The organism is Sphaerobacter thermophilus DSM 20745 (genome assembly GCF_000024985.1).
GTDB lineage: Bacteria > Chloroflexota > Chloroflexia > Thermomicrobiales > Thermomicrobiaceae > Sphaerobacter > Sphaerobacter thermophilus.
Genome location: NC_013523.1, coordinates 2,068,362 through 2,090,252, shown reverse-complemented (window position 1 = coordinate 2,090,252; position 21,891 = coordinate 2,068,362). Strand labels below are relative to the sequence as shown.

The following is a 21,891-nucleotide window of genomic DNA, read 5'->3' as shown; positions in this document are numbered from 1 at the left end:
TGGGATCGGGTAGTGCCACTCCAGGCAAGTCCCGAAGAGCGGGTCTGCCGTCGGGTTCGGCTCAGGAGAACGCTTGCAGTACGTCGATAATCACACCGGTGGTGCTATTCATCACACTACTATCAGACAGTCGCAACGGTGTCAACAGCGGCTGTGTAATAGTGGCATGCGCCTGAGCGGGTGTTGTGAAGGGCGGTCTACCGGACCGGACTCGGCGTGCCTCGCTGCAGGCGTGGGGCAGCTACAAGGGGCATCAGGGGCGCCGGGCTGCCGCGGCGTTCGGGTTGGATGCCGCTACAATGCGGGTGAGGTCGGGCGAGACGGGGACTCTTCGTGCGCCGGGGCCAGGGTGCGGCCGCGGCTGGACATGCGGAGGTGATGGCGAGCCATGGGCCTGTCGGACGCAGTGAACCGGGTCTTCCGGAACGGTATCCTCCACGCGACGACGAACCCGGTGGTGCGGCGCACGGTTGAGCGCTACGGCATGCAGCTCGGCGCGGCGCGCTTCGTCGCCGGTGAGAGCCTGGACCAAGCGATCCAGGCGCTGCGTCGCCTCGAAGACATGGGCTTCAAGACCAACACCACCATCTTCGGCGAGCACGTTTTCGACGAGGCGACTGCCGACGCGGTCGCCGACGAGTACATCCGGGTGATCGATCGTCTCAAGGCCGAGGGGTTGCGCACCAACATCGCGCTCAAGCCGACCCACCTGGGCCTGAGCGTGAGCCGGGAAGTCGGCTACCGTAACATCCGCCGGGTCGTCGAGCACGGCGCGAAGGTCGGCACCTTCGTCCGCATGGACATGGAAGACTCGCCGTGGGTCGACGGCACGCTTGGGATCTACCGGGACCTACGCGAGGCGGGCCTGGACAACACCGGGGTCGTCCTCCAGGCCTATCTCTATCGCAGCGAGGTGGACCTCGAGTCGCTGCTCCCCTACGCGCCCAACATCCGGATCGTCAAGGGCGCCTATCTCGAGCCGCCCGACATCGCCTACCCGAGCAAGGCCGACGTCGATCGCGCCTACATCCGGCTGGCCGAACGCGCGCTCACCGCCGACGGCTACACGGCGATCGCCACGCACGACCGAAGGATCATCGAGCACATCATCGACTTCGCGATCGCCAACAAGATCCCCCGGGACCGCTTCGAGTTCCAGATGCTCTATGGCATCGCGACGGACCTGCAGCTCCAGCTCCTCCGGCGTGGCTACACGGTGCTCATCTCCACGAATCACGGAACCGGCTGGTACCCGTACCTGATGCGCCGGCTGGCGGAGCGCCCGGCCAACCTTCTCTTCTTCGCGCGCAACGCCGTGCGGCTCCCGTTGAGTAAGTGACGTTGTCGCGGTGTGGCGGCCGGTGGCGGTTGTCCTTGAGGAACAAGACCAATGACCCGCCGGCCGTCCGTTCCCGCGCTCGTGTCATCTATGAACGTCGACGAATTACCGTGGCATATCCGCCCGCACCCCGCTCCCGCGATGATGTCATCCTGAGCGCAGCGAAGGATGACAGAAAAAACGTCGGCAACGGCTTCTGTATGGCGTGGTGGATGCTGTGTGCGCCGCCTTCATTGAGACGAAGACCCTGCGGCGGGGTAGTTGCGCCTAGCCGGTCTCGTGGGCGACCGGAGCGGCCTCCGCCGGGCGCGGCGCCGCAGCCGCGCGTGCAAGCCGGGCGAGGTCGTGGTCCGCGATGCCGGGGTACACCGGGAGGTAGAGCACCTGGTCCATGACCCGCCGTGCCTCCCGCGGCTCCAGCTCCGGTCGATCCGGAGGCCGGTCCACGACCGACATGCTGGAGGCACCGCGCGTCGCGTCGAAGCCGTGGCGCCAGAGTCGCCGCACCAGACCGTCCGGGTCCGCGGCCTGGATCGGGAAGACCCAGTAGCTGTGCTCAGCGGCGCGGGTGCCGGGTCGGTCCACGCCGGGCATGAGGGCAATCGCCGTGCGGGCCACCTGCGTCCGCCGCGCGACCCGGCGCGGGTCGAACCGCGTCACCCGCCGGGCGAGCAGGGCCAGGAGCGGGGCGGACGGCTGCTGCCGGATCTTGGCCATCAGCCCCGCGCCCGGGAACCCGCGCAGGGCGCCGCTGATCACAGCGTCGTGCTCCCGCCCCAGCGCGCGGCACGCGGCGGTGAAGGCCCGGTACGGGGTCGGCGCGGCCAGCAGCTTGAAGACGCCGAAGGTGAGCACCCGCTTCAGGTAGCGCCGGCGGCTCTGCACCGGGTACCCCGCCTGGATCGCGCGCATCCGCTCCCGAATCATCCCGTCGCGCACCGTCACGATCCCGCCGCCCAGCGCCGTCGCCGTCTTGATCGGGCCGAAGCTGAAGAGGCAGACGTCGCTCGCGGGGTGCCCCCGGTAGTCCGGCCCGGTGAACGCCTGGGCGCAGTCCTCGATCAGGAGCAGCCCGCGCTCCCGGGCGAAGCGGGCGATGTCGTCCAGCGGCATCCGGCTCCCGAACAGGTGGGCCACCAGGATCGCACGCGTCCGCGGCGTCCACGCCCGCTCCAGGTTCGCGACCGGAACCGAGAGCGTCGCCATATCGAGATCTACCGGCACCGGCACCAGACCGTGGTGCTCGATGATCCGGGTCATGTCCCGGATCGTGATGGCCGACACCAGGATCTCGCTCCCGGCCGGGAGCGCCAGCGCCTGGAGGAGCAGGTCGAACCCGCTGCGCACCGACAGGCAGGCCAGTGCCTCACCTTCCGGCGACCACGCCGCCTCGACCCGCCGCTGTGCCGCAGCGCGGTCGCCCGGCCGCAGGCACCGCGCCGCCGCGACGGCCAGATCCGCCCAGCCGATATCCGGCTTTCCTCGTGGGATCATCCGCACCTCCAGACGGGAGCGCTTCCCGCGGTGTTAGGCGTGGAGCGCAGTGCCACCGCACCGCGGCTCACCAGTGCCCCGCATTGGCTGCAAGGCGTGCGGCCAGTATGACTCCAATCGGACCGCGCCGTCGAGTGGGTGTGGCGGGGTAAAGTTGGGCAGAGGATGCCGGTGATGAGACGCCCAAACGTAGCGGCCCGGAATATCGATCCGCTTTTCTGCTCACAGGTACGGGCGATTGCCCGTCGAAAACGGGGTTTCTCGTAGGTTTTCGCTTGTCCCTACGTCGCCGGAATCGTCCATAGTAAGCTTGACCGTACAGCGTAACATGGTTGGAAAAGGTCGGCTGCCTATTGTGCTTCTTAGTCGTACAGGCATGTCGCCCATATGACGGCCGTATCAGGAGGTGGATTCAGTGAACGACTCGCTGCCTCCATATCTCTTTGAACAACCCGACCCTACACCGCCGCCACCGGTGTCGACACGAGCACAGCTCCTCCCGTTCGACCAGCTAACGTGGAAGAACTTTGAGCGTCTATGCCTCAGGGTTGCCGAGCGCGTTGATAGGATCAGAGATCCCCGGCTGTATGGTACAAGCGGCCAGAGTCAACACGGAATCGACCTGTGGGGCACTACTGCAAACGGCACATCTGTCGTGTATCAGGTTCGGAACATTGGCAAGCTCACAGATCGAGCCTTGAAGAGCGCAGTTATCGATTTCGCTGAAGGGAAGCGTCCATTTTCCCCAAGGAGGTTTGTCCTGTGCGTTGCTGCGTCCGGGAGCTCGACCGAAGTGCAAGAGGCGTTGTCTGAGCTGAGGAACAGGTACTCAGACCTAGAGATAGTGCTTTACGATCAAGAACGCCTTTCCACGCTGCTAAAGAATCAGCCCGACATCGTTGATGATTTCTTCGGGAAGCCTTGGCGAGATCATTTCTGCGTTGTGGGTTCGCCGGAGACGTTTCGGCAAGACCCAGATTCCCCACGCAAGATAACCGCAGACATGCTCCTTCGAGGCCCCGTGGCGGCCCTGGGCCTTGCCGGGGATCTCAAAAGGGCCGATAGCTTGTCTGATCGCGCAGCCGCCGCCCAGATCTATGGACGGGTGGCTGAGGAGCTCGAACACCGCGGTTGGGGTCTGCCTGCTCGACTAATCCGACAGCGCCAAGGGGATGCTCTCCTGGTTAGCGGTGAGATCGAGGCCGCATACCTCACATGGTTAGCCCTACTGAAGGACGAGGTCCACACAGGAGCGCTGTTAGTTGCGCCAACGTGTTCGCAGAGGCTCGAGGATCATCGGGACAAGGTCCGTCCCGCGCTGGCAGCGCGGTTCGTGGCCCTCAAAGGACTGGATACCTGGTTCGAGAACCCGGAGGCCGGGATCAAGTTGCTGCGAGACGCCGTAACCAGCCTTTTGGGAGAAGACGATCCCTGGGCACCAGATGCGGCACTGTGGTTGGCGGAAGCGACACTGGTTGATGAGCTGGACCACGAAGAGGTAACCGCTGTCTGCAAAGAGGTGCTTGAACGATTTGGGGCAAGGTCCGACGAAGCGGTCGTGGTGAGGTTGCGCCTGGCACTGGCCGAGTTCGGAGGTGACTGGACAGAGCTCTTGCGTGAGGCATCGTCAGCGCGTCTCGGGCCCAAGGATGCTGGTCTGGTCTTTGCCCGATACGGCCGAGAGCTCGGTTTGGCTGCGCAATGGAGCGAAGCGATTGACGAGTACCGGCGAGCGATCGAGAAGCTGACGCAGACTGACCTGTACGGAGATGTAGCCCAATCGCTGTATGCAATTTCGAAGCTCCAGTTCACGTACGGAACCGACTTTACGGGGGCAGGTGAGGTCCATACGCTGGCCCGTGCGATTCCTGACAAGGTGACTCGGTTAACAAGGAACCGTGACTCCCGAGCCGCTGCTCTGCGGGCCCTTCATGCCGGGCGGTTGCCTGATGCACATCAGAGCCTGCGTCGATATCTATGGGAAAGCCGACTGTCCGGACACTTGAGCACAGAGCTTGAGGCTCGCGAGCTAATCGGTGACCTCTATGTTGAAGCCGGTGAGTTCGCTGCGGCGGTGGCGAACTATATTCGTGCAGGGTGTACCGAGAAGGTGACGGAGACCGTACGTCGCTGTGGCAAGCCCGTGGACGTTTCAGCCGACCTGTGGCGAGAAACACCCTGGGTGCAAGTTACAGCTCTAGCGGAGATCGCTGAACAAGGCGATGTACTGCCTCCCGATTGGGTCCATCGTATCGAGTCACGTCTTGTCGAACTCACGGACGGCGCGGATCAATCTCCTATGGGACGGAAGGTCGTGCGAGCGGCATGGGCCGCCCTCGCCGGTGTAGCGTACCAATTGTCGAGCGACGCCTGTGAGGCTGTGTTGTACCGTATAGAGTCGCTGCTTTCGAGAGAGCCAGGCCACGATCGTCTAATAGGTAATTATGTCGGAACTCTGTTGGGGCGGTTCCATTACACACGACCATCGCTGCGGCATCTCGCTCGTACATTGATCGCTCGGAGTTTGAATCACGAAGACCTCGCTTGGCGACTCCGTGACTATTTGGTCGTCGCGGTCGATCTCGACGAGCACATCCGGCAAGCTCTGATGAGCGAAGCCGATGGCGGGAACCGCGTGGCGCTCGAAGTGTTGGCACTCGCTGAGATACATCACGAAAGAGCAGCGGAGGAAGCAAACTCACTTGCTAAGCGGATAATGTCTTATCAGCCGGGACAGGCCCGCAAGTCCTGGTCCCTAACCCTGGGGTTTGAAGACGCCGCGGTGTTCGTCCGCCTGCTACCAATACAAACCCGCGAGGAAGTCGCTCGGCATCTCATGGCTCTTGTCGAGGATGTCGGTTCGCCTGAATTCTTCCGGAACTCAGCGTTGAATGGAGTTTCTGTACTCGCTAACACGCTGTCCTCCCAAGTGCGCGGAGAGTTGTTTGAGTCTGCGTTTCGGTTAGCTAACCCCGACACGCCCGTGAGTCTCGCCGATGTCACATTGCGCGCCATGTTGCATCCGCTCAGTCGAGTCCGACTTGATTTCGGTGTAGGGAGTCTCTGGCGTACGGCGATTGAAACCGCTGGACAACTAGCGGTCTCGGCTGATCAGGCGCAGCAGCTTCGTAGAGTGGTTTACGAAACGTTCCATACCGGCGATGAGAAGGCAATCGCCGCTGCTGGAAGTGCCCTGCTGGCTCTGGAGCGGTCGATGCGCCCTAGTGTCGACCTGTATCTATTGAGTACGCACACCTCGCCCTGGGTTCGGAGTCTTGCGGCGCGCTTGTGGTTGGAAGAACCGACTTCTGCCCCGGACTTGGGAGAGTGGTTCGTGCGCGATTCGGACCGTCGGACCCGGCTCGTCATCGCCGATAGTCTTCCACGTCTGGCTCAGCTCGATCCCAAACTCCACGACCACCTGCGGGCCGTTCTCTCGGAGGACCCGAGCGCACTTGTTAGAGCAAGAGCACAGGGGTTCCAGCCCAACTGAACGCGAGCTGCCGATGATAACCTGATCCGTCCCGTTGTGCCGCCACCCCCCGCGTTGACCGGGTTGTGGAGGGGCGCCTATACTCTGGCGGGCGACGGCGGTTCGGCGAAGGGAATCGGTATGCGCATCGCGTACCTCGGGCCGGAGGGGACCTTCAGCGAGGAGGCGGCGCTGGCCTGGGCCACGCCGCGCGGGGCGGAGGTTGTCCCCTTCTCCTCGTTTCCGGCGCTGGTGAACGCGGTCGAGGCGGGGCTGGCCGAGCAGGCAATGCTCCCCATCGAGAACTCACTGGAGGGCTCGGTCAGCGGCACGGTTGACCTGCTGATCCATGAGACGGATCTGAAGCTCTGCGGTGAGCTGGTGCTGCCGGTTCGGCACTTCTTGGTCGGGGTGCCGGGCACGACGCTCGCTGAGGTGCGTACGGTGACGTCGCACCCGCAGGCGCTCGGGCAGTGCCGGCGGTTTCTCGAGCGTGCGCTGCCGGGCGCCGGGCAGGTGGCGGCGCTGAGCACGGCGGCGGCCGTCGCCGGGGTAATGGAAGCGGGCGACCGGTCGCAGGTGGCGATCGGAACCCGTCGGGCGGCCGAGCTGTACGGCGCCGAGATCCTCGCGGCCGATATTCAGGACTTCGACAACAACGTTACGCGGTTCGTCGTGCTGGCGGAAGCGGACGCGCCGCCGACCGGGCAGGACAAGACCTCGCTCTGCTTCAGCGTGAAGGCCAATGTGCCGGGGGCGCTCTATGAGGTGCTGGGCGTCCTGGCGGCCGCGCAGATCCAGATGACCAAGGTGGAGAGCCGTCCGAAGAAATCCAAGCTGGGCGACTACTATTTCCTGGTGGATATCGAGGGGCACCGCGAGGATCCGCCGATCCGCGCCGCGCTGGATCAGATGGCGGAGGTTGTCGCCGAGTTGAAGGTCTTCGGGTCCTATCCGGCCAGTCCGGTGCCGGCGCCCACGAAGTCGCGAGCCGGCGCGTAGCCGGGCGCGGGCCACGGCCGGGAGGGATGCGATGCGGGTGATCGCCGGCACGATGAAGGGGCACCAGCTCAAGGTGCCGCGCACTCGCCGGACCCGCCCGATGTCGCAGCGCGTGCGCGAGGCGCTTTTTATGGTGCTGCACACGCTGGGGGTGCGGCCGCGACGGGTGCTCGACCTGTACGCCGGGAGCGGCGGGATCGGCATCGAGGCGCTGTCGCGCGGCGCCGAGTGGTGCGACTTTGTCGAGCAGAACCCGGCGGCGTGTGCCGTCATCCGTGATAACCTGGCGAGCACCCGTTTCACCGATCGTGCCGCGGTGCATCAGACGACCGTGCAGTCCTTCCTGTCTCGGCCCCTGGAGCCGTACGATCTGGTGGTGATGGATCCGCCGTACGCCGACCCGCACATTCTCCAGACGATGCAGCGGGTGGCGGAGTCGGGTGCGGTGGCTGAGGGGACCATACTGGCACTCGGCCACTGGCCGCGGCTAGAGTTGCCGGAGGAGATCGGCCCGTTGCGGCAGATCCGGCGGCGCTGCCACGGCGATAGCTGCTTCTCGATCTACGAAGTTGTCACGCCGCCGGGAGCGGCAGACGGCGAAGCGACGGAGGGATGAGGTGACGCATATCGCGCTCTACCCGGGATCCTTCGACCCGATCACCAACGGGCACATTGACGTCGCGTGCCGCGCCGCGCGGCTGTTCGACGAGTTGATCGTCGCGATCTACGAGGGCGACGAGCTGCACGACAAGCGGGCCCTCTTCTCGGTGGAGGAGCGGCGAGCGATGGCGGAGCAGGCGCTCGCCGGCTTGGCGCCAAATTTGCGCGTTGACACATATCGCGGACTGACCGTAAACTATGCACGATCCGTAGGTGCACAAGTAATAGTTCGCGGTCTGCGGGCTGTCTCCGACTTCGAGTATGAATTCAAGTTGGCACATATGAACCGGCACATGGCGCCGGACGTCGATGTCGTCTGCTTGATGACGAGTTCGCAGCACTCGTTCGTCAGCTCGAGTCTTATCAAGCAGGTCGCCTCGCTCGGTGGGAATGTCCAGGGGCTGGTCCCCGACCACGTAGCCGAGGCGCTGGCACGGAAGTTCGGTGCGGTCGTGCGTGAATAACGACTAGAGATGGAAGCGTCGCGGTGCAAGACGGTCGTGGGGGACACGGACAGCCCAGTCAACCGGTCGACATCCTCATGCTGCTCGACCGCTTGGAGGATCTGATCAGCAACGGGATGCGGGTGCCGCTGAGCAGCCGGGTGATGATCGAGGAGGAAGACGCCCTCGCCCTCATCGATCAATTGCGCCTGGCGCTGCCGCAAGAGATCAAGCTGGCGCGCCGGGTGGTGCAGGAGCGGCAGAAGATCATCACCGACGCCCAGGCGGAGGCGGACAAGATCCTGGCGGTCGCCAAGGAGCGAGCCGAGTACCTGATGGCCGAGCAGGGGCTCATCAATGAGGCCAAGGCGCGCGCTGAGGAGATCCTGCGCCAGGCCAAGGACAATGCCAAGCGCTCGATGGGCGAGGTGGACGGCTACGCGCTCCGGCTGCTCAGCGAGCTGGAAGCTGTCCTCGAAGAGGATCTCGAGCGCATCAAGCACGTCAAGTCCGCCGTGACCTCCCGGTAGGACCGTCCTTCACGGCGCGTCCGTGGATAGCAGCTCTGTGGCGGCCGTGGAATTGCGGCAGCGACGCCGGCGGCCGTCGCTGGCGCAGGGCTGAGCAGGGCAGGGAGGACCACGGTGGCGCGCATCCTGGCGTTTCCCCTTATGCTGATCTGGCGCCTGACGCGCCTGATCGTCGAGGCGGTCGGGCGGCTGCTCGCCGTCGTGATCGGCTTCGTTTTCCTGGTGGTCGGCACGCTGCTGACGCTGACCGGGATCGGGGCGATCGTCGGCGTGCCGCTGTTGATCCTCGGCCTGGCGCTGATCGTCAAGGGCGTGTTCGGTTGAGCGCCGGGCCGGCCGATGCCTGGCCGCGCGCCACGGTGAAAGGGGTTGCCGCGTGAGCAATGCGATCAACCAGACGATCGATGTCGGCTTTCCGGAGGGGGAGAAGCTGCGACTCCGCATCCGAGTCGGCGGCTGCCGCCTGCGGGTGCGCCCGGGTGGGGGCGACCGCTGGGTGACCGGCACCTACCACGACCCGACCGGCACGCTCCCCTGCCGGGTGGTGGAGGACGGCAGTACCCTGGAAATCACCCAGGGGCTGAACGTCTCAAGCTTGACGGGTGTTTTCAGCGGTGTGCCCACGCTGGAGCTGACGCTGGGCACGGCGAAGCCGTACCGCCTGGTGTTGGAGGGCGGAGCCACAGAGAGCACGCTCGACCTGGGCGGGCTCCCGATAACGGACCTGGAACTGCGCCAGGGTGCCGGCAAGTATGAGATCGACTTCTCGGCGCCGAACCCGGTCATGATGGATGAGCTGGACATCGACGGCGGCGCGTTCGGCCTGGAGCTGCGGAACCTGGCAAACGCTAACTTCCGCGAGATGGAGGTCGACGGCGGTGCCTCGTCCTACACCCTCGACTTCGGCGGGAATCTGGTACGCCCGGCGGAGGTGAAGCTGTCGACCGGCGTGTCCACGGTGACTATTGCGATCCCCAGCAACACGGCGGCGAAGGTGGAAGCCGAGACGATGCTCGGGACGATCGATGTGGGCGACGGGTTCACCAAGCAAGAAGGGGCCTTCTGGACCGCCGCGGCCGTGGCAGGCGGCAAGCCGGTCCTGACCATCAAGGCCGAGGTCGCTCTCGGGGCGCTCCGGCTGCGTCAGACCACTCCCACGCAGGCGCTTCCCACCGGCAACGCGGGGTAGGCCGTGCCCGACGGTAGCGGGGATCGCCAACGGCGGCGGGTGCCCATGGCGAAAGCCGCCGGGCACCCGCTTATCGTGTGATCCGGTCGTGGTCGTCACTGGCCGAGTTGCCTGTCAGGGCGACGGGCCTATCCAGTAATTGATGACATCTCTCATTCGCGGGCCATCCTGAGCGGAGCCGTCCGCGGCGTGAGCCATGGACGGCGGCTCCGTTCGAGTCGAATGAGTTCCCCGCCGGGTGGTGGTTCCGGCGCGAGATCCTTTGCTCCGCTCAGGACGACATCCCTTCCAGCATTCGCCATGAATTTGTGCCAAGCGGAGTCGGTCGGGGCCGGGCAGCCGGGTGTGCCGTCGTTGCCGCTGGGTGCCCTAGCCACCTCGGTGACGAGTGGTGGGGATATCCGAGACATGAGTAGGGGATACGCGGTCCAGATGACCTGCCCTCCGAAACGGAGCCGCCCGCCATGGGACGGCGGGCGGCGGAACCGAAGGATCTCTGCGGTTGTGCTCCAGCGTCTCCCCGACTCTCGTGTGCCGGAGAGGGCCATCACTGGCGGCGGCGCAGGCGCGGGTCGAGGAGGTCGCGGATGCCGTCGCCGACCAGGTTGAGGCTCAGCACCATGAGCGTCAACGCAGCGCCGGGGAAGACCATCAGGAGCGGCGCCTCCCGGATGAACTGACGCGCCTCGCCCAGCATGTTGCCCCAACTCGGGATCGTCGGCGGCGGCCCGATCCCCAGGAAGCTCAGCCCGGCCTCGCCGAGCACGCCCTCGGCGAAGATGAAGGTCGCCTGGACGATCACCGGGGACCAGATGTTGGGCAGGATGTGGCGCAGCAGGATGTGGATGTCGGCCAGACCCGTGGCCTGCGCCGCTTCGACGAACTGGCGCTCCCGCAGGCCGAGGACGACGCTCCGGACCAGGCGGGCGACGCGCGGCATGTAGACGACACCGAGCGCGATGATCACGTTCAGCAGGCTCTGACCGAGCATCGCCATGATGCCGATGGCCAGCACGATCCCGGGGAAGGCCATCAGCGCGTCCATCAGGCGCATGAGCGCGCTGTCGACTCGGCGGTAGTATCCGGCGATCAGTCCGACCGCGACGCCGACCACGACCGCCACCAGGCTGACGCCGACGCCGACGATGAGTGAGACGCGGGTACCGTACACGGTGCGGCTGTAGACATCCCGCCCCAGGTTGTCGGTGCCGAAGAGGTGTCCCTCGGCGCCGACGCCAAGCAGGCGGTTCACGGCGTCGGTCTCCGTCGGGCTGTGCGTAGCGAGGACACCGGCCAGCAGGGCGACGAGGACGACGATGAGCAGACCCACCGCCCCGATCACGCCGCTGGTGTGACGGGCGGCCAGGTAGCGGGCCCGCTGGAAGAAGCTCCGTTCCGGGCGCTTACTGGCGCGACTCAGTGCCTGTGACTGTCCAACCACCATGCGCATGAGCCCTCTGCGGTGCGTTGGCGGGCCCTCAGAACGCCCGCCCGCCTAGCTGTAGCGGATGCGCGGGTCGAGGAAGACATACAGCACATCCACCAGCAAGTTGATCACGACGTACAGGAACGCGATCGTCAGCACGATCCCCTGGACGAGCGGGAAGTCCCGGCGCAGCACGGCCTGGACGAGGAGTCGCCCGACGCCCGGGATGTTGAACACCTGCTCGGTGATCACCGCGCCCCCCATGAGCACGGCGAAGGTCAGCCCGATGACCGTGACGAGGGGGATGAACGCGTTGTGGAGCGCGTGGCGGAAGACGACACGGCGTTCAAACACCCCTTTCGCCCGCGCGGTGCGGATGTAGTCCTCGCTCAGCACCTCCAGCATCATCGAACGGGTCATGCGGGCCAGCAGCGCGGCCTGGGCCGCGCCGAGGGTGATGGAGGGGAGCAGGAGGTATTTGAGCGTGGCCAAGCCCCCCTCGCCAATCGACTGGTACCCCTGTGCGGGGAGCCAGCGCAGCGTCACGGCGAAGATCAAGATCAGGTTCAGGCCGATCCAGAAGGTCGGCATCGAGATGCCGAGCATCGCCACCAGCATCGACCCGGTGTCGATCAGCGACCCGCGCCGGACCGCCGAGAGGACGCCGAGCGGGACGCCGATCAGGATCGCGACCAGGGACGCACCGATGGTGAGCAGGATAGTCGGCTCGGCACGCTCCAGGATCGCCTCGGTGACGGGCTTGTTCAGGAAGATGCTCGTGCCCAGGTCACCGCGGAGCAGGCCCTGGAACCAGTGGAGGAGCTGGAGCGGAAGCGGTTCGTTCAGCCCCAGCGCCTCCCGTACCTGCTCGACCTGTTCGGTCGTGGCATCCGGCCCGAGGAGCACGGCGACCGGGTCGCCCGGCGACATGTGCAGCAGGAAGAAGATCGTGATGGCGACGAGCAGCAGCACCGGGATCATGAGCAGAAGTCGCCGGACGATGTACGCGGTCATCGGCCTCGGTCTCCCCTACTCCTCGAACCAGACGTTCCAGAAGAACCAGTCCGCCGGGTTGACGTAGCCCTTCACCCGGTTCCGGTAGGCTCGCAGGGTCGCCCCCTCGCAGACCTTGATGTACGCGGCTTCCTCCCACCAGTGGTACTGGAGCTGTTCGATGTACTCCATCTGCTTGTCGGGGTCGGGCTCCGCGATGATCTTGTTGACCAGATCATCCTTGGTCGGGCTGGACCAGAAGCCGGGCCAGGACTCGCTCATGAACGGCTGCAGGACCGGGTGCGAGTAGCTCTCATGCCCGGTGATGAAGATGTCCCAGGCATCCCGCTGGCTGCGCGTCGCGACCAGCGTGGCCCAGTCCATCACCTGAAGGTCGATGACCGCGCCGGCCTTCTCCATCTGCTCCTTGAGCACGACGGCCATGTTGTAGTTGTAGGCGTACTCCTTGGTGGCGATCCAGCGGATCGGCGTGCCGTCATAGCCGGCGGCCTGGAGCATCTCCCGCGCCTTGTCGGGATCCTTGAGGTTGTAGAACTCCTTGCCGGCGTCGGTATACCAGGCCGTCTCCGGCGCGGCCATCTCCGGACCCAGGCGGTAGAACTCCGGCCGGCCGAAGCCCGCCGCGGCAGCCGCGTCCAAATCGCAGGCGGTCAGCAGCGCCATGCGCAGGTCGCGGTTGCTCATGATGCTCTCTTGGGACTTGTTGAAGTGAGCCCCATAGAAGTAGTAGGGCAGCACGACCTGCGTGGTCAGGTCCGGCTCGGCGGCAAGCGCGTCGTAGTTGTCGGTGCTCAGCGTGTCGGCGAAGTCGAATTCGTCGGTGATGAGTCCGTCGCCGCGCACCGCGACCTCCGGCACCGGGATGAAGCGGATCTCGTCGAAGTAGGCGATCTTGGTGCCGCCGTAGCCGTCGGGCCCGCCCTCCAGCGGCTGGTAGTCCTCAAACCGCACGATGCTGATGTAGCGGTCCGGCAGCCGCTCCTTGAGCATGTACGGGCCGGTGCCGATGAACTCGCCCATCTCGCCGTCGTGGGACGCGTCCGCGATCTCCTTGGGGATGATGATGGCGTCGGTCTCCGACAGGAAGACCGGTAGGATACCGGTCGGCTCGTTGAAGGCGAGGCGGACAGTCAGATCGTCGACCTTGTCGAGGCCCTCGACGCGCTGGAACAGCGTCTTGCCGCGACCGGAGAGCACGCTGTAGCGCTCGAGCGAGGCGATGACGTCGTCGGCGCCCATCTTCTTGCCGTTGTGGAACAGGACGCCGTCGCGCAGCTTCAGGATAAAGACCTTGCCGTCGTCCTGGACCTCATAGCTCTCGAGCAGCAGCTCCTTGGGCGCGAAGTTAGCGTCGGGCGCCCAGAGGGTCTCGAAAACGTGCCAGGCGCAGTTGTGGGTGACCGTCGCGGTGGTGAAGGTCGGGTCGAAAGCCGGCGGCTCGCCCACGATGGCGACACGTAGCACGCCGCCAAACTTACCCTCGGCCGTCACCTGCGTCTGGACGGGCCGGAACTGGCCGGCAGTCGGGCTGGCGCCCGGCGTTGCGCCGCCAGTCGTGCTCCCGCCCCCGGTCCCGGTGTCGCCCCCTGAGGACGACTCACCGCCGCAGGCGGCCAGGATGCCCGCCATGGCTGCCCCGCCTGCCAGCGTGAGCGACCCGCGCAGCAGCGCACGCCGGTTGACCGGACGACGCAGCCAGTAGGAGAGCTGAGTCGATCTGAGATCCCCAGCCATGGATGCTGAACTCCTCCTCCTTGCGAAACGACTCGCAAACGTATCAACCGCTCCCTGCTGCGTTGCAGCGCGGTACCGTTGCTCCCGTCTGGTTGTTGGCTGGGATAGGATGAACTGCTACTCGTCTCAGCAGTTCATCGGGGTCTGTTGCATGGCCGGCGGTTAGACTAGCACATCCTGCGGTGCTCGTCAAACGCGCAACGACCGTGTGTCGTGTATGCAGTAACCGGTACGGATCTTGACAACCCCGGTCCCTTCTGCTAGGCTGCGCGTCAGACAACCAAAAAGCGGCAACGACGACGATCGGAACTAGTACGCGCCGAAGCGGAGCCCAGAGAGCCGGCGGGTGGTGTGAGACCGGCGCTAGCGCTGGCGCGGAATGGATCCGGGAGTTGCGTCCCGAACGCTGCGGGTGAGCCCGCAGCCAGTAGGCGGCGCCGGAGACTCCACCGTTATCTGGGAGCTGGGTATCGGATCGGCTTGGATCGGTCCCGTACTCGTAGAGTGGGGCGCTTGCGTGAGCGGCGTCCAACAAGGGTGGCACCGCGGAGTTGAGCACTCAACCTCCGTCCCTTTCGGGGACGGAGGTTTTTTTGTTGGCGGGTTCGACCCGCGCGACTCCCGGCCGCCGCCAGCGAGGCGGGTCGGTGAAGGGTTATGAAGGATGCTCGATCTGCGTCCGCACCCCAACGGAGCGGCGACCAGCGCCGGGCGCTACCGCCCGACGCTGGAAGAGGTCGCCGCGCTGAGCGAACAGGGGAACATCATCCCGGTCTACCGGGAGATCATGGCCGACCTTGAGACGCCGGTTTCGGCATATCTAAAGGTAGCGACAGGTAGGTACTCGTTCCTGCTGGAGAGCGTTGAAGGCGGGGAGCGCCTGGCGCGCTACTCCTTCATTGGGACGGACCCGTACCTGACCCTGTGCCTGGATGATGGCGTGGCTCACGCCACGCTCCAGGGCTACAAGCAGACCAGCCGCTTCGACGACCCGCTGGTGGCGCTGCAGTCCTACCTGGAGCCATATCGCACGGTGGCGCTCCCCGGCCTGCCGCGCTTCCTCGGCGGTGCGGTCGGCTACCTGAGCTACGAAGCGGTGCGTTATTTCGAGCGGCTGCCGGTGGCTACGGCCGACCCACTCGGCTTCCCCGATGCGTTCTTCATGTTCGTCGACACCATGCTGGTCTTCGACCACCTGGAGCGCACGATCAAGGTCGTCAGCCACGTCCATGTCGACGAACACACCCCGCTGGAGCAGTCCTACGCCCAGGCGGTGGAGCGGATCGATCGGCTGGTCGCGCGGCTCGGTGGGGAGCCTAGCCTGCCGCTGGGCACTGAGCCGCTGGACGAGCGGCCGGTGTCCGAGCGCATTCGGCCCAACATGGAGCGCGAGGCGTACCTGGGGATGGTCGAGCGCGCCAAGGAGTACATCTCGGCCGGGGACATCATCCAAGTCGTCCTCTCCCAGCGGCTGGCGGTCCCGAGCGCGGCGCATCCGTTCACGATCTACCGTGCGCTGCGCAAGATCAACCCCTCTCCGTACATGTACTACCTCAACATCGACGATGCGCAGATTGTGGGCGCCTCGCCGGAGATGCTGGTCCGGCTCGACGGCCGAACGCTGACGACGCACCCGATCGCGGGGACGCGGCCGCGCGGCGCTACCCCGGCGGAGGACGACGCGCTGGCGGCCGAGCTGGCGGCCGACGAGAAGGAGAACGCCGAGCACATCATGCTCGTCGACCTCGGGCGCAACGACATCGGCCGGGTGGCCCGCCCGGGGACGGTGCGAGTGCCGCAGTTGATGGAGATCGAGCGCTACAGCCACATCATGCACCTGGTCAGCCACGTCGAGGGTGAGATCGCCGACGGGCTCGTCGGGGTCGACGCGCTGCGCTCGTGCTTCCCGGCCGGAACGGTCAGCGGGGCGCCGAAGATCCGCGCCATGGAGATCATCGCCGAACTCGAGCCGGAGCAGCGCGGACCCTACTCCGGCGCGGTCGGCTACGTCAGCTTCAGCGGGAACCTCGACGCCGCGATCACGCTGCGCACGATGGTCGTCCGCGACGGGGTGGTCTACCTCCAGGCCGGCGGCGGCATCGTGGCCGACAGCACGCCGGAGGGGGAGTACCGCGAGTCGCTGCAGAAGATGCAGGCGCTGGTGCGGGCGATCGAGCTGGCCGAGCAGATGGAGTACAGCGTGCGGGGCGCCGGCGCTGGCCTGGCGGAGCAGAAGGAGGGCGTCCGGTGATCCTGCTGATCGACAACTACGACTCCTTCACCTTCAACCTTTATCAGTACCTGTGCGAGCTGGGAGCCGAGGTGGTGGTGCGGCGCAACGATGCGCTGACGGTGGCCGACGTGCGGGCACTCGGCCCGGAACGCGTCGTCATCTCGCCCGGCCCCTGCACGCCGGCCGAGGCGGGCATCTCGGTCGACTTGATCCGCGAGCTGGCGGGTGAGGTGCCAATCCTCGGCGTCTGCCTGGGGCACCAGGCGATCGGGGTGGCGTTCGGGGGCCAGGTGGTCCGCGCACCGCGGCTGATGCACGGCAAGACGTCGCGGATCAGCCACGACGGGCGCGGGGTCTTCACCGGCCTGCCGAACCCGTTCGTCGCCACACGCTACCACTCACTGATGGTGGACGAGGCGAGCCTCCCGGCCGATCTGGAGGTGTCGGCGCGCAGCGAGGACGGGGTCATCATGGGGCTCCGCCACCGGCGCTACCCGGTGGAGGGGGTTCAGTTCCACCCGGAGTCGATCCTGACCGAGGCGGGCAAGGACCTGCTTGCCAACTTCCTGAGCGTGACGCCGGCTGCGGTTTCCGCGGTGGGCGGTGCGACCAGCGTAGTTGGCGCGGTCGGCGCGATGGACGGAGGGGAGCGATGAGCGTCAGAGCGGCGATCCAGAAAGTCGTCGACGGCGGGACGTTGACGCGCGAAGAGGCGGCCGCGGCAATGGACGCGATCATGACCGGCGAGGCGAGCGGCGCGCAGATCGGCGCGCTGGTCACGGCGCTCCGGATGCGCGGCGAGACCGAGGAGGAGATCGCCGGTTTCGCGGAGTCGATGCGACGACACGCGCTGCCAGTGCCGCGCGCCACGTCCGATGCGCTGGTCGACACCTGCGGCACGGGTGGTGACGGCGCGCACACCTTCAACATCTCCACCGCAGCCGCCTTCGTCGTGGCCGGGGCCGGGGTGCGGGTGGCCAAGCACGGCAACCGCGCCATGACCAGCCGTTGCGGCTCGGCCGATGTGCTGGAGGGCCTGGGCGTGCGCGTCGACCTGACGCCGGAGGCGGTCGCGCGCTGCATCGACGAGGTCGGCATCGGCTTCATGTACGCGCCGGTCTTCCACCCGGCGATGCGCCATGCCGGGCCGGCGCGCAAGGAGATCGGCATCCGCACTGTGTTCAACTTGCTTGGCCCGCTGACCAACCCGGCGGCCGCTCAGCATCAGATCGTGGGCGTCGCCGATGCCGCGGTGGCGGACAAGCTGGCCCGCGTGCTCGGCTTGCTCGGGACGCGGCACGCGCTGGTGGTTCACTCCCGCGACGGGCTGGATGAACTAAGCATCTCGGCACCCACCCAGGTGAGCGAGGTGCGCGTGAACGGTGGGGTCGAGGTTCGCCGCTACGAGCTTGTGCCGGAGGAGGTCGGGCTGCCGACCGCGCCGCTGTCAGCGGTCCGCGGCGGCGACGTCGAGGACAACGTCGCCATCATCCGCCACGTGCTCGGCGGCGGGAACGGCGCGGCACGGGCGATCACGCTCCTCAACGCCGCGGCGGCCCTCTACGCGGCCGACGCCGTCGGCTCGATCGCCGAGGGCGTTCAGGCGGCGGCCGAGTCGATCGACTCCGGCGCGGCCGCGGCCAAGTTGACGGAACTGGCGGCGCTGAGTCACCGGCTGGCGGAGGCGTGATGGGGACCGAAACGGGCACGATCCTGGACCGGATCGCCGAGCGGACGGCGGCCGACCTGGCGGAGCGCCGGGCGACCCGGCCGCTGGCGGATCTCGAAGCGATGGCGCGGGCGATGCCGGCCCCACTCCCGCTCGATGCAGCGCTACGGGGGACCACGACCCGCGTCATCGCTGAGGTGAAGCGCGCCTCGCCCTCGAAGGGGGCGCTGGCGGCGGGCGTCGACGCCCGCGCCGTGGCGCGGGACTACCTCGCCGCGGGCGCGGCCGCCATCTCGGTGCTCACCGACGCACCCTTCTTCCAGGGCAGCCTGGAGGACCTGGCGCTGGTGGCCGAGCTGGCGCATGCCGACCCGACGCCACGTCCGGTGCTGCGCAAGGACTTCCTGCTCGACCCGTATCAGGTGGTCGAGGCACGGGCGTACGGCGCCGATGCCGTACTGCTCATCGTTGCCGTGCTGGGCGGCGCGTCGCTGCCCGAAATGCTGGACGCGGTTCATGCCCAGGGGATGCAGGCGCTGGTCGAGGTCCACGACGAAGCGGAGTTGGACGTGGCACTCGCGGCCGGCGCGCGGATCATTGGGATCAATAATCGCGATCTTCGGAACTTCACCGTCGACCTGGGCACGACCGAGCGCCTTGCGCCGCGCATCCCGCGCGACCGGGTCATCGTGGCCGAGAGCGGCATCCACGGGCCGGGCGATGTGCGGCGCCTCGCGGCGGCCGGGGCCCACGCGGTGCTCGTCGGCGAGTCGTTGATGGTGGCGGCCGATCGGCAGGCCGCGTTGCGAGGGCTGCTGGCGTGAAACGGGGGCTGGTCAAGATCTGTAGCCTGGGGCGACCGGAGGACGCGCGGGCGGCGCGCGCCGCAGGGGTCGATCTCGCCGGGATGATCTTCGCCCCGGCCCGTCGCCAGATCACGCCCGAGGTCGCCGAGGCGATCGTCGCGGCGCTGCGGGAAGGCCCCGATGCAGCCCCGCAGGCCGTTGGAGTCTTCGTCAACGAGGCGCCGGACCGGATGAACGCGCTGGCAGAACGGCTCGACCTCGACCTGGTGCAGTTGAGCGGCGAGGAGCCGCCGGAGGCGATCGCGGCGCTATCCCGACCGGTGATCAAGACGCTGCGCCTGCGGCCGGGCACCAACCCCGCCGACGCACGGCGACTGGCCGAGCAGTACCTTGCCGCGCCCGTGCCGCCGGTCGCGCTGATCGTCGAGGGCTGGATCCCCGGCGCCCCAGGAGGGACCGGGCACGTGGCCGACTGGAGCCTGGCGGCGGTGCTTGCCGCCGAATATCCGGTGATCCTCGCCGGCGGCCTGCGGCCGGAGAACGTCGCGGACGCCATCCGCGCCGTCCGGCCACTGGGGGTCGACGTGTCGAGCGGGGTCGAAGTTCCCGGCGCCGTGGGCGTCAAGGACCACGCGCGCATCCATGCCTTCGCTGCTGCCGCCCGCGCGGCGTTCGAAGCCGAACAGCGCGCGTCTGCGCCCGACCCCGTCGTCGCTACCCGAGCGGACCGGAGCGACGGGAGCACTGTTGCGCTCCTGAAGGAGACACGGAAGATCGACCGCAGCATGGGAATCGAGGAGCGATCATGACGAGCATGACCACCGGGCGGCCACCGGCCGCCGCGCTGCCGGACGAGCGGGGCCGCTTCGGCCAGTTCGGCGGCACGTACGCGCCGGTTACGCTATTGCCCGCCATCGAGGAACTGCGCGAGGCCTACGACGCCGCGCGGCGTGACCCGGAATTCCAGGCTGAGCTGGAGCGCCTCTTGGCGACCTATGTCGGCCGACCGACGGCGCTCTACTACGCCGAGTCGTTGAGCCGGGAGATCGGCGGGGCGCAGATCTACCTCAAGCGGGAGGATCTGGCGCACACCGGTGCCCACAAGATCAACAACGCGCTCGGCCAGGGCCTGCTGGCCAAGCGCATGGGCAAGCCGCGCGTCATCGCCGAGACCGGCGCCGGTCAGCACGGGGTGGCGACCGCCACCGTCTGCGCCATGCTCGGGCTGGAGTGCGTCGTCTACATGGGCGAGGTGGACATCGCGCGGCAGTCGCTCAACGTCTTCCGCATGAAGCTCCTCGGCGCCGAGGTGCGGCCGGTCGGGACCGGCAGCCGCACGCTCAAGGACGCCATGAACGAGGCGATCCGCGACTGGGTCACCAACGTCGAGACCACCTACTACCTCATCGGCTCGGTGGCCGGCATGCACCCCTACCCTTTGATGGTGCGGGACTTTCAGTCCGTGATCGGCCGCGAGACCCGGCGACAGATCCTCGAGCAGGCAGGGCGGCTGCCGAACGCGGTCGTGGCCTGCGTCGGCGGCGGTTCGAACGCGATGGGGATCTTCCACCCCTTCGTCGACGACCCCGGCGTCGAGCTCCACGGCGCTGAGGCGGCCGGGCTGGGGATCGAGAGCGGCAAGCACGCCGCCACCCTGAGCGCCGGGCGGGTCGGCGTGCTCCACGGCTCGCGCTCCTACGTCCTTCAGGACGATGACGGGCAGATCATCGAGGCCCACAGCATCGCCGCCGGGCTTGACTACCCTGGTGTCGGCCCAGAGCACAGCTATCTCAAAGACACCGGGCGGGCCACGTACCACCCGATAACCGACGCCGAGGCGCTGGAGGGCTTCAAGCTGCTCTGCCGCACTGAGGGGATCATCCCGGCGCTGGAGTCGGCGCACGCCGTGGCGCTCGGCGCGCGGCTGGCGGCGGACCGTTCGCCGGACGACATCATCGTGATCAACCTGTCGGGTCGGGGCGACAAGGACATGCACACCCTCGCCGAGGCACTGGGAGTGGCGCTGTAATGGAGACGAAGACAGGGAGCCGGATCGCGGCGACGTTCGCACGGCTGCGGGAGGCTGGGGAAACCGGCGTCTGCCCGTATGTGACGGTCGGTTACCCGGAGCTGGACACCGTCGGCCGGGTCGGGCCGGCGCTGGTGGCCGGGGGCGCGGCCATGATCGAGCTGGGCATCCCCTTCTCCGACCCCCTGGCCGACGGCGCGACCGTTCAGCACTCGAGCCACGTGGCGCTGACCAACGGGGTCACGGTGGCGACCTGCCTTGAAGCGGCTCGTGATCTACGTCACAAGGGCGTTGACGTGCCCTTGATCTTCATGGGATACTTCAACCCCCTGCTCAGCTACGGTCTTGAGCGGTTCGCCGCGGCATGTGCTGAAGCAGGGGCTGATGGGGTCATCGTGCCGGACCTGCCTCCGGACGAGAGCGGGGACCTGCGGGAGGCGCTGCAGCGGCACGGGCTGGACCTCATCTTTATGCTCGCTCCGACGAGCACCGATGCGCAAATCGCGGCGGTCGCCCGGCAGGCCAGCGGCTTCGTCTACTGCGTCTCGCTCACCGGGGTCACCGGGGCGCGTGATCGCTTGTCGCAGCAACTGCCGGGGTTCATTTCGCGCGTACGCCAGCATACCGACCTTCCGCTCGTTGTCGGCTTCGGCATCTCGACGCCGGAGCACGTGGCGGAGGCCGGGAAGCTGGCAGAGGCGGTGGCCGTCGGGAGCGCTGTGATCAAGCGGCTGGGCGAGACGCCACGTGAGCGCCAGCCCGACGAGATGGAGGCGTTCATCCGATACCTCCGCGGCGCCTGAGCCGCCCCGGTGCCTCCGGGGCCGCGCAGGGCCGGAGGCACCGGATGG

The 21,891-nt window shown here is 67.0% G+C and carries 19 protein-coding genes; 15 read left to right on the top strand and 4 right to left on the bottom strand.

All coding sequences use genetic code 11. From position 1 onward, the window contains the following. Positions 1–388: 388 nt before the first annotated feature. Positions 389–1,339 (top strand): proline dehydrogenase family protein, encoded by a 951-nt coding sequence (locus STHE_RS09550; RefSeq protein ID WP_012872369.1) that lies wholly within the window; start codon positions 389–391, stop codon positions 1,337–1,339. Between the two features lie 267 nt (positions 1,340–1,606). On the opposite strand, the gene STHE_RS09545 is transcribed toward STHE_RS09550, so the two are convergent. Then, a complete protein-coding gene (locus STHE_RS09545) occupies positions 1,607–2,833 on the bottom strand; it encodes a DegT/DnrJ/EryC1/StrS family aminotransferase (protein WP_012872368.1) in 1,227 nt (408 codons plus the stop codon). A 793-nt stretch (positions 2,834–3,626) separates the two neighbouring features. Between STHE_RS09545 and STHE_RS18750 the strand changes: the two genes are divergently transcribed. The 7 genes from STHE_RS18750 (at position 3,627) to STHE_RS09510 (ending at position 10,129) form a co-directional block, all read left to right on the top strand. Then, positions 3,627–6,326 (top strand): ATP-binding protein, encoded by a 2,700-nt coding sequence (locus tag STHE_RS18750; protein WP_148219950.1) that lies wholly within the window; start codon positions 3,627–3,629, stop codon positions 6,324–6,326. Between the two features lie 120 nt (positions 6,327–6,446). Then, positions 6,447–7,307 carry a prephenate dehydratase gene (gene pheA, locus STHE_RS09535; protein ID WP_012872366.1) on the top strand — a complete coding sequence of 287 codons (861 nt, stop codon included), beginning with the start codon at positions 6,447–6,449 and terminating at the stop codon, positions 7,305–7,307. Positions 7,308–7,338: 31 nt separating this feature from the next. Next, the gene (locus tag STHE_RS09530) at positions 7,339–7,923 is read left to right on the top strand and encodes an RsmD family RNA methyltransferase (RefSeq protein WP_012872365.1); all 585 of its coding nucleotides are present in this window, start codon (positions 7,339–7,341) and stop codon (positions 7,921–7,923) included. A 1-nt stretch (position 7,924) separates the two neighbouring features. Continuing rightward, the gene (gene coaD, locus STHE_RS09525) at positions 7,925–8,431 is read left to right on the top strand and encodes a pantetheine-phosphate adenylyltransferase (RefSeq protein WP_012872364.1); all 507 of its coding nucleotides are present in this window, start codon (positions 7,925–7,927) and stop codon (positions 8,429–8,431) included. Between the two features lie 23 nt (positions 8,432–8,454). Further along, positions 8,455–8,940, top strand: coding sequence for an ATP synthase subunit B family protein (locus STHE_RS09520; RefSeq protein ID WP_012872363.1), 486 nt, complete (start codon positions 8,455–8,457; stop codon positions 8,938–8,940). A 114-nt stretch (positions 8,941–9,054) separates the two neighbouring features. Continuing rightward, complete coding sequence (locus tag STHE_RS09515) at positions 9,055–9,264, top strand: hypothetical protein (RefSeq protein WP_012872362.1); 210 nt, start codon at positions 9,055–9,057, stop codon at positions 9,262–9,264. Between the two features lie 52 nt (positions 9,265–9,316). Next, positions 9,317–10,129, top strand: coding sequence for a DUF4097 family beta strand repeat-containing protein (locus STHE_RS09510; RefSeq protein ID WP_012872361.1), 813 nt, complete (start codon positions 9,317–9,319; stop codon positions 10,127–10,129). Between the two features lie 547 nt (positions 10,130–10,676). Here STHE_RS09510 and STHE_RS09505 read toward each other — a convergent pair. The 3 genes from STHE_RS09505 to STHE_RS09495 are packed head-to-tail and all read right to left on the bottom strand — an operon-like array spanning position 10,677 to position 14,303. Further along, on the bottom strand, positions 10,677–11,573 hold the full coding sequence (locus STHE_RS09505) for an ABC transporter permease (RefSeq protein ID WP_012872360.1): 897 nt from the start codon (positions 11,571–11,573) through the stop codon (positions 10,677–10,679). A gap of 51 nt (positions 11,574–11,624) precedes the next feature. Continuing rightward, positions 11,625–12,569 (bottom strand): ABC transporter permease, encoded by a 945-nt coding sequence (locus STHE_RS09500; protein WP_012872359.1) that lies wholly within the window; start codon positions 12,567–12,569, stop codon positions 11,625–11,627. Between the two features lie 15 nt (positions 12,570–12,584). Further along, positions 12,585–14,303 (bottom strand): ABC transporter substrate-binding protein, encoded by a 1,719-nt coding sequence (locus STHE_RS09495; RefSeq protein WP_012872358.1) that lies wholly within the window; start codon positions 14,301–14,303, stop codon positions 12,585–12,587. A gap of 664 nt (positions 14,304–14,967) precedes the next feature. Here STHE_RS09495 and trpE point away from each other — a divergent pair. Genes trpE through trpA form a run of 7 tightly spaced genes read left to right on the top strand, consistent with a single transcriptional unit; the run spans position 14,968 to position 21,843 of the window. After that, positions 14,968–16,554, top strand: coding sequence for an anthranilate synthase component I (gene trpE, locus STHE_RS09490; RefSeq protein ID WP_012872357.1), 1,587 nt, complete (start codon positions 14,968–14,970; stop codon positions 16,552–16,554). Next, positions 16,551–17,192: an anthranilate synthase component II gene (locus STHE_RS09485; RefSeq protein WP_012872356.1), complete on the top strand. Its 642-nt coding sequence runs from the start codon at positions 16,551–16,553 to the stop codon at positions 17,190–17,192. The genes trpE and STHE_RS09485 overlap by 4 nt, the downstream gene beginning before the upstream one ends. Continuing rightward, complete coding sequence (gene trpD / locus STHE_RS09480) at positions 17,189–18,226, top strand: anthranilate phosphoribosyltransferase (RefSeq protein ID WP_012872355.1); 1,038 nt, start codon at positions 17,189–17,191, stop codon at positions 18,224–18,226. Before STHE_RS09485 ends, trpD begins: the two co-directional genes overlap by 4 nt. Further along, positions 18,226–19,029, top strand: a complete 804-nt coding sequence (trpC, locus tag STHE_RS09475; protein ID WP_012872354.1) for an indole-3-glycerol phosphate synthase TrpC — start codon at positions 18,226–18,228, stop codon at positions 19,027–19,029. The genes trpD and trpC overlap by 1 nt, the downstream gene beginning before the upstream one ends. Next, on the top strand, positions 19,026–19,820 hold the full coding sequence (locus STHE_RS09470; RefSeq protein WP_012872353.1) for a phosphoribosylanthranilate isomerase: 795 nt from the start codon (positions 19,026–19,028) through the stop codon (positions 19,818–19,820). Before trpC ends, STHE_RS09470 begins: the two co-directional genes overlap by 4 nt. After that, complete coding sequence (gene trpB / locus STHE_RS09465; protein ID WP_012872352.1) at positions 19,817–21,040, top strand: tryptophan synthase subunit beta; 1,224 nt, start codon at positions 19,817–19,819, stop codon at positions 21,038–21,040. Before STHE_RS09470 ends, trpB begins: the two co-directional genes overlap by 4 nt. Beyond that, entirely contained in the window at positions 21,040–21,843 is an 804-nt protein-coding gene (gene trpA, locus STHE_RS09460) for a tryptophan synthase subunit alpha (protein WP_012872351.1), read from the top strand. Before trpB ends, trpA begins: the two co-directional genes overlap by 1 nt. Positions 21,844–21,891 lie beyond the last annotated feature (48 nt).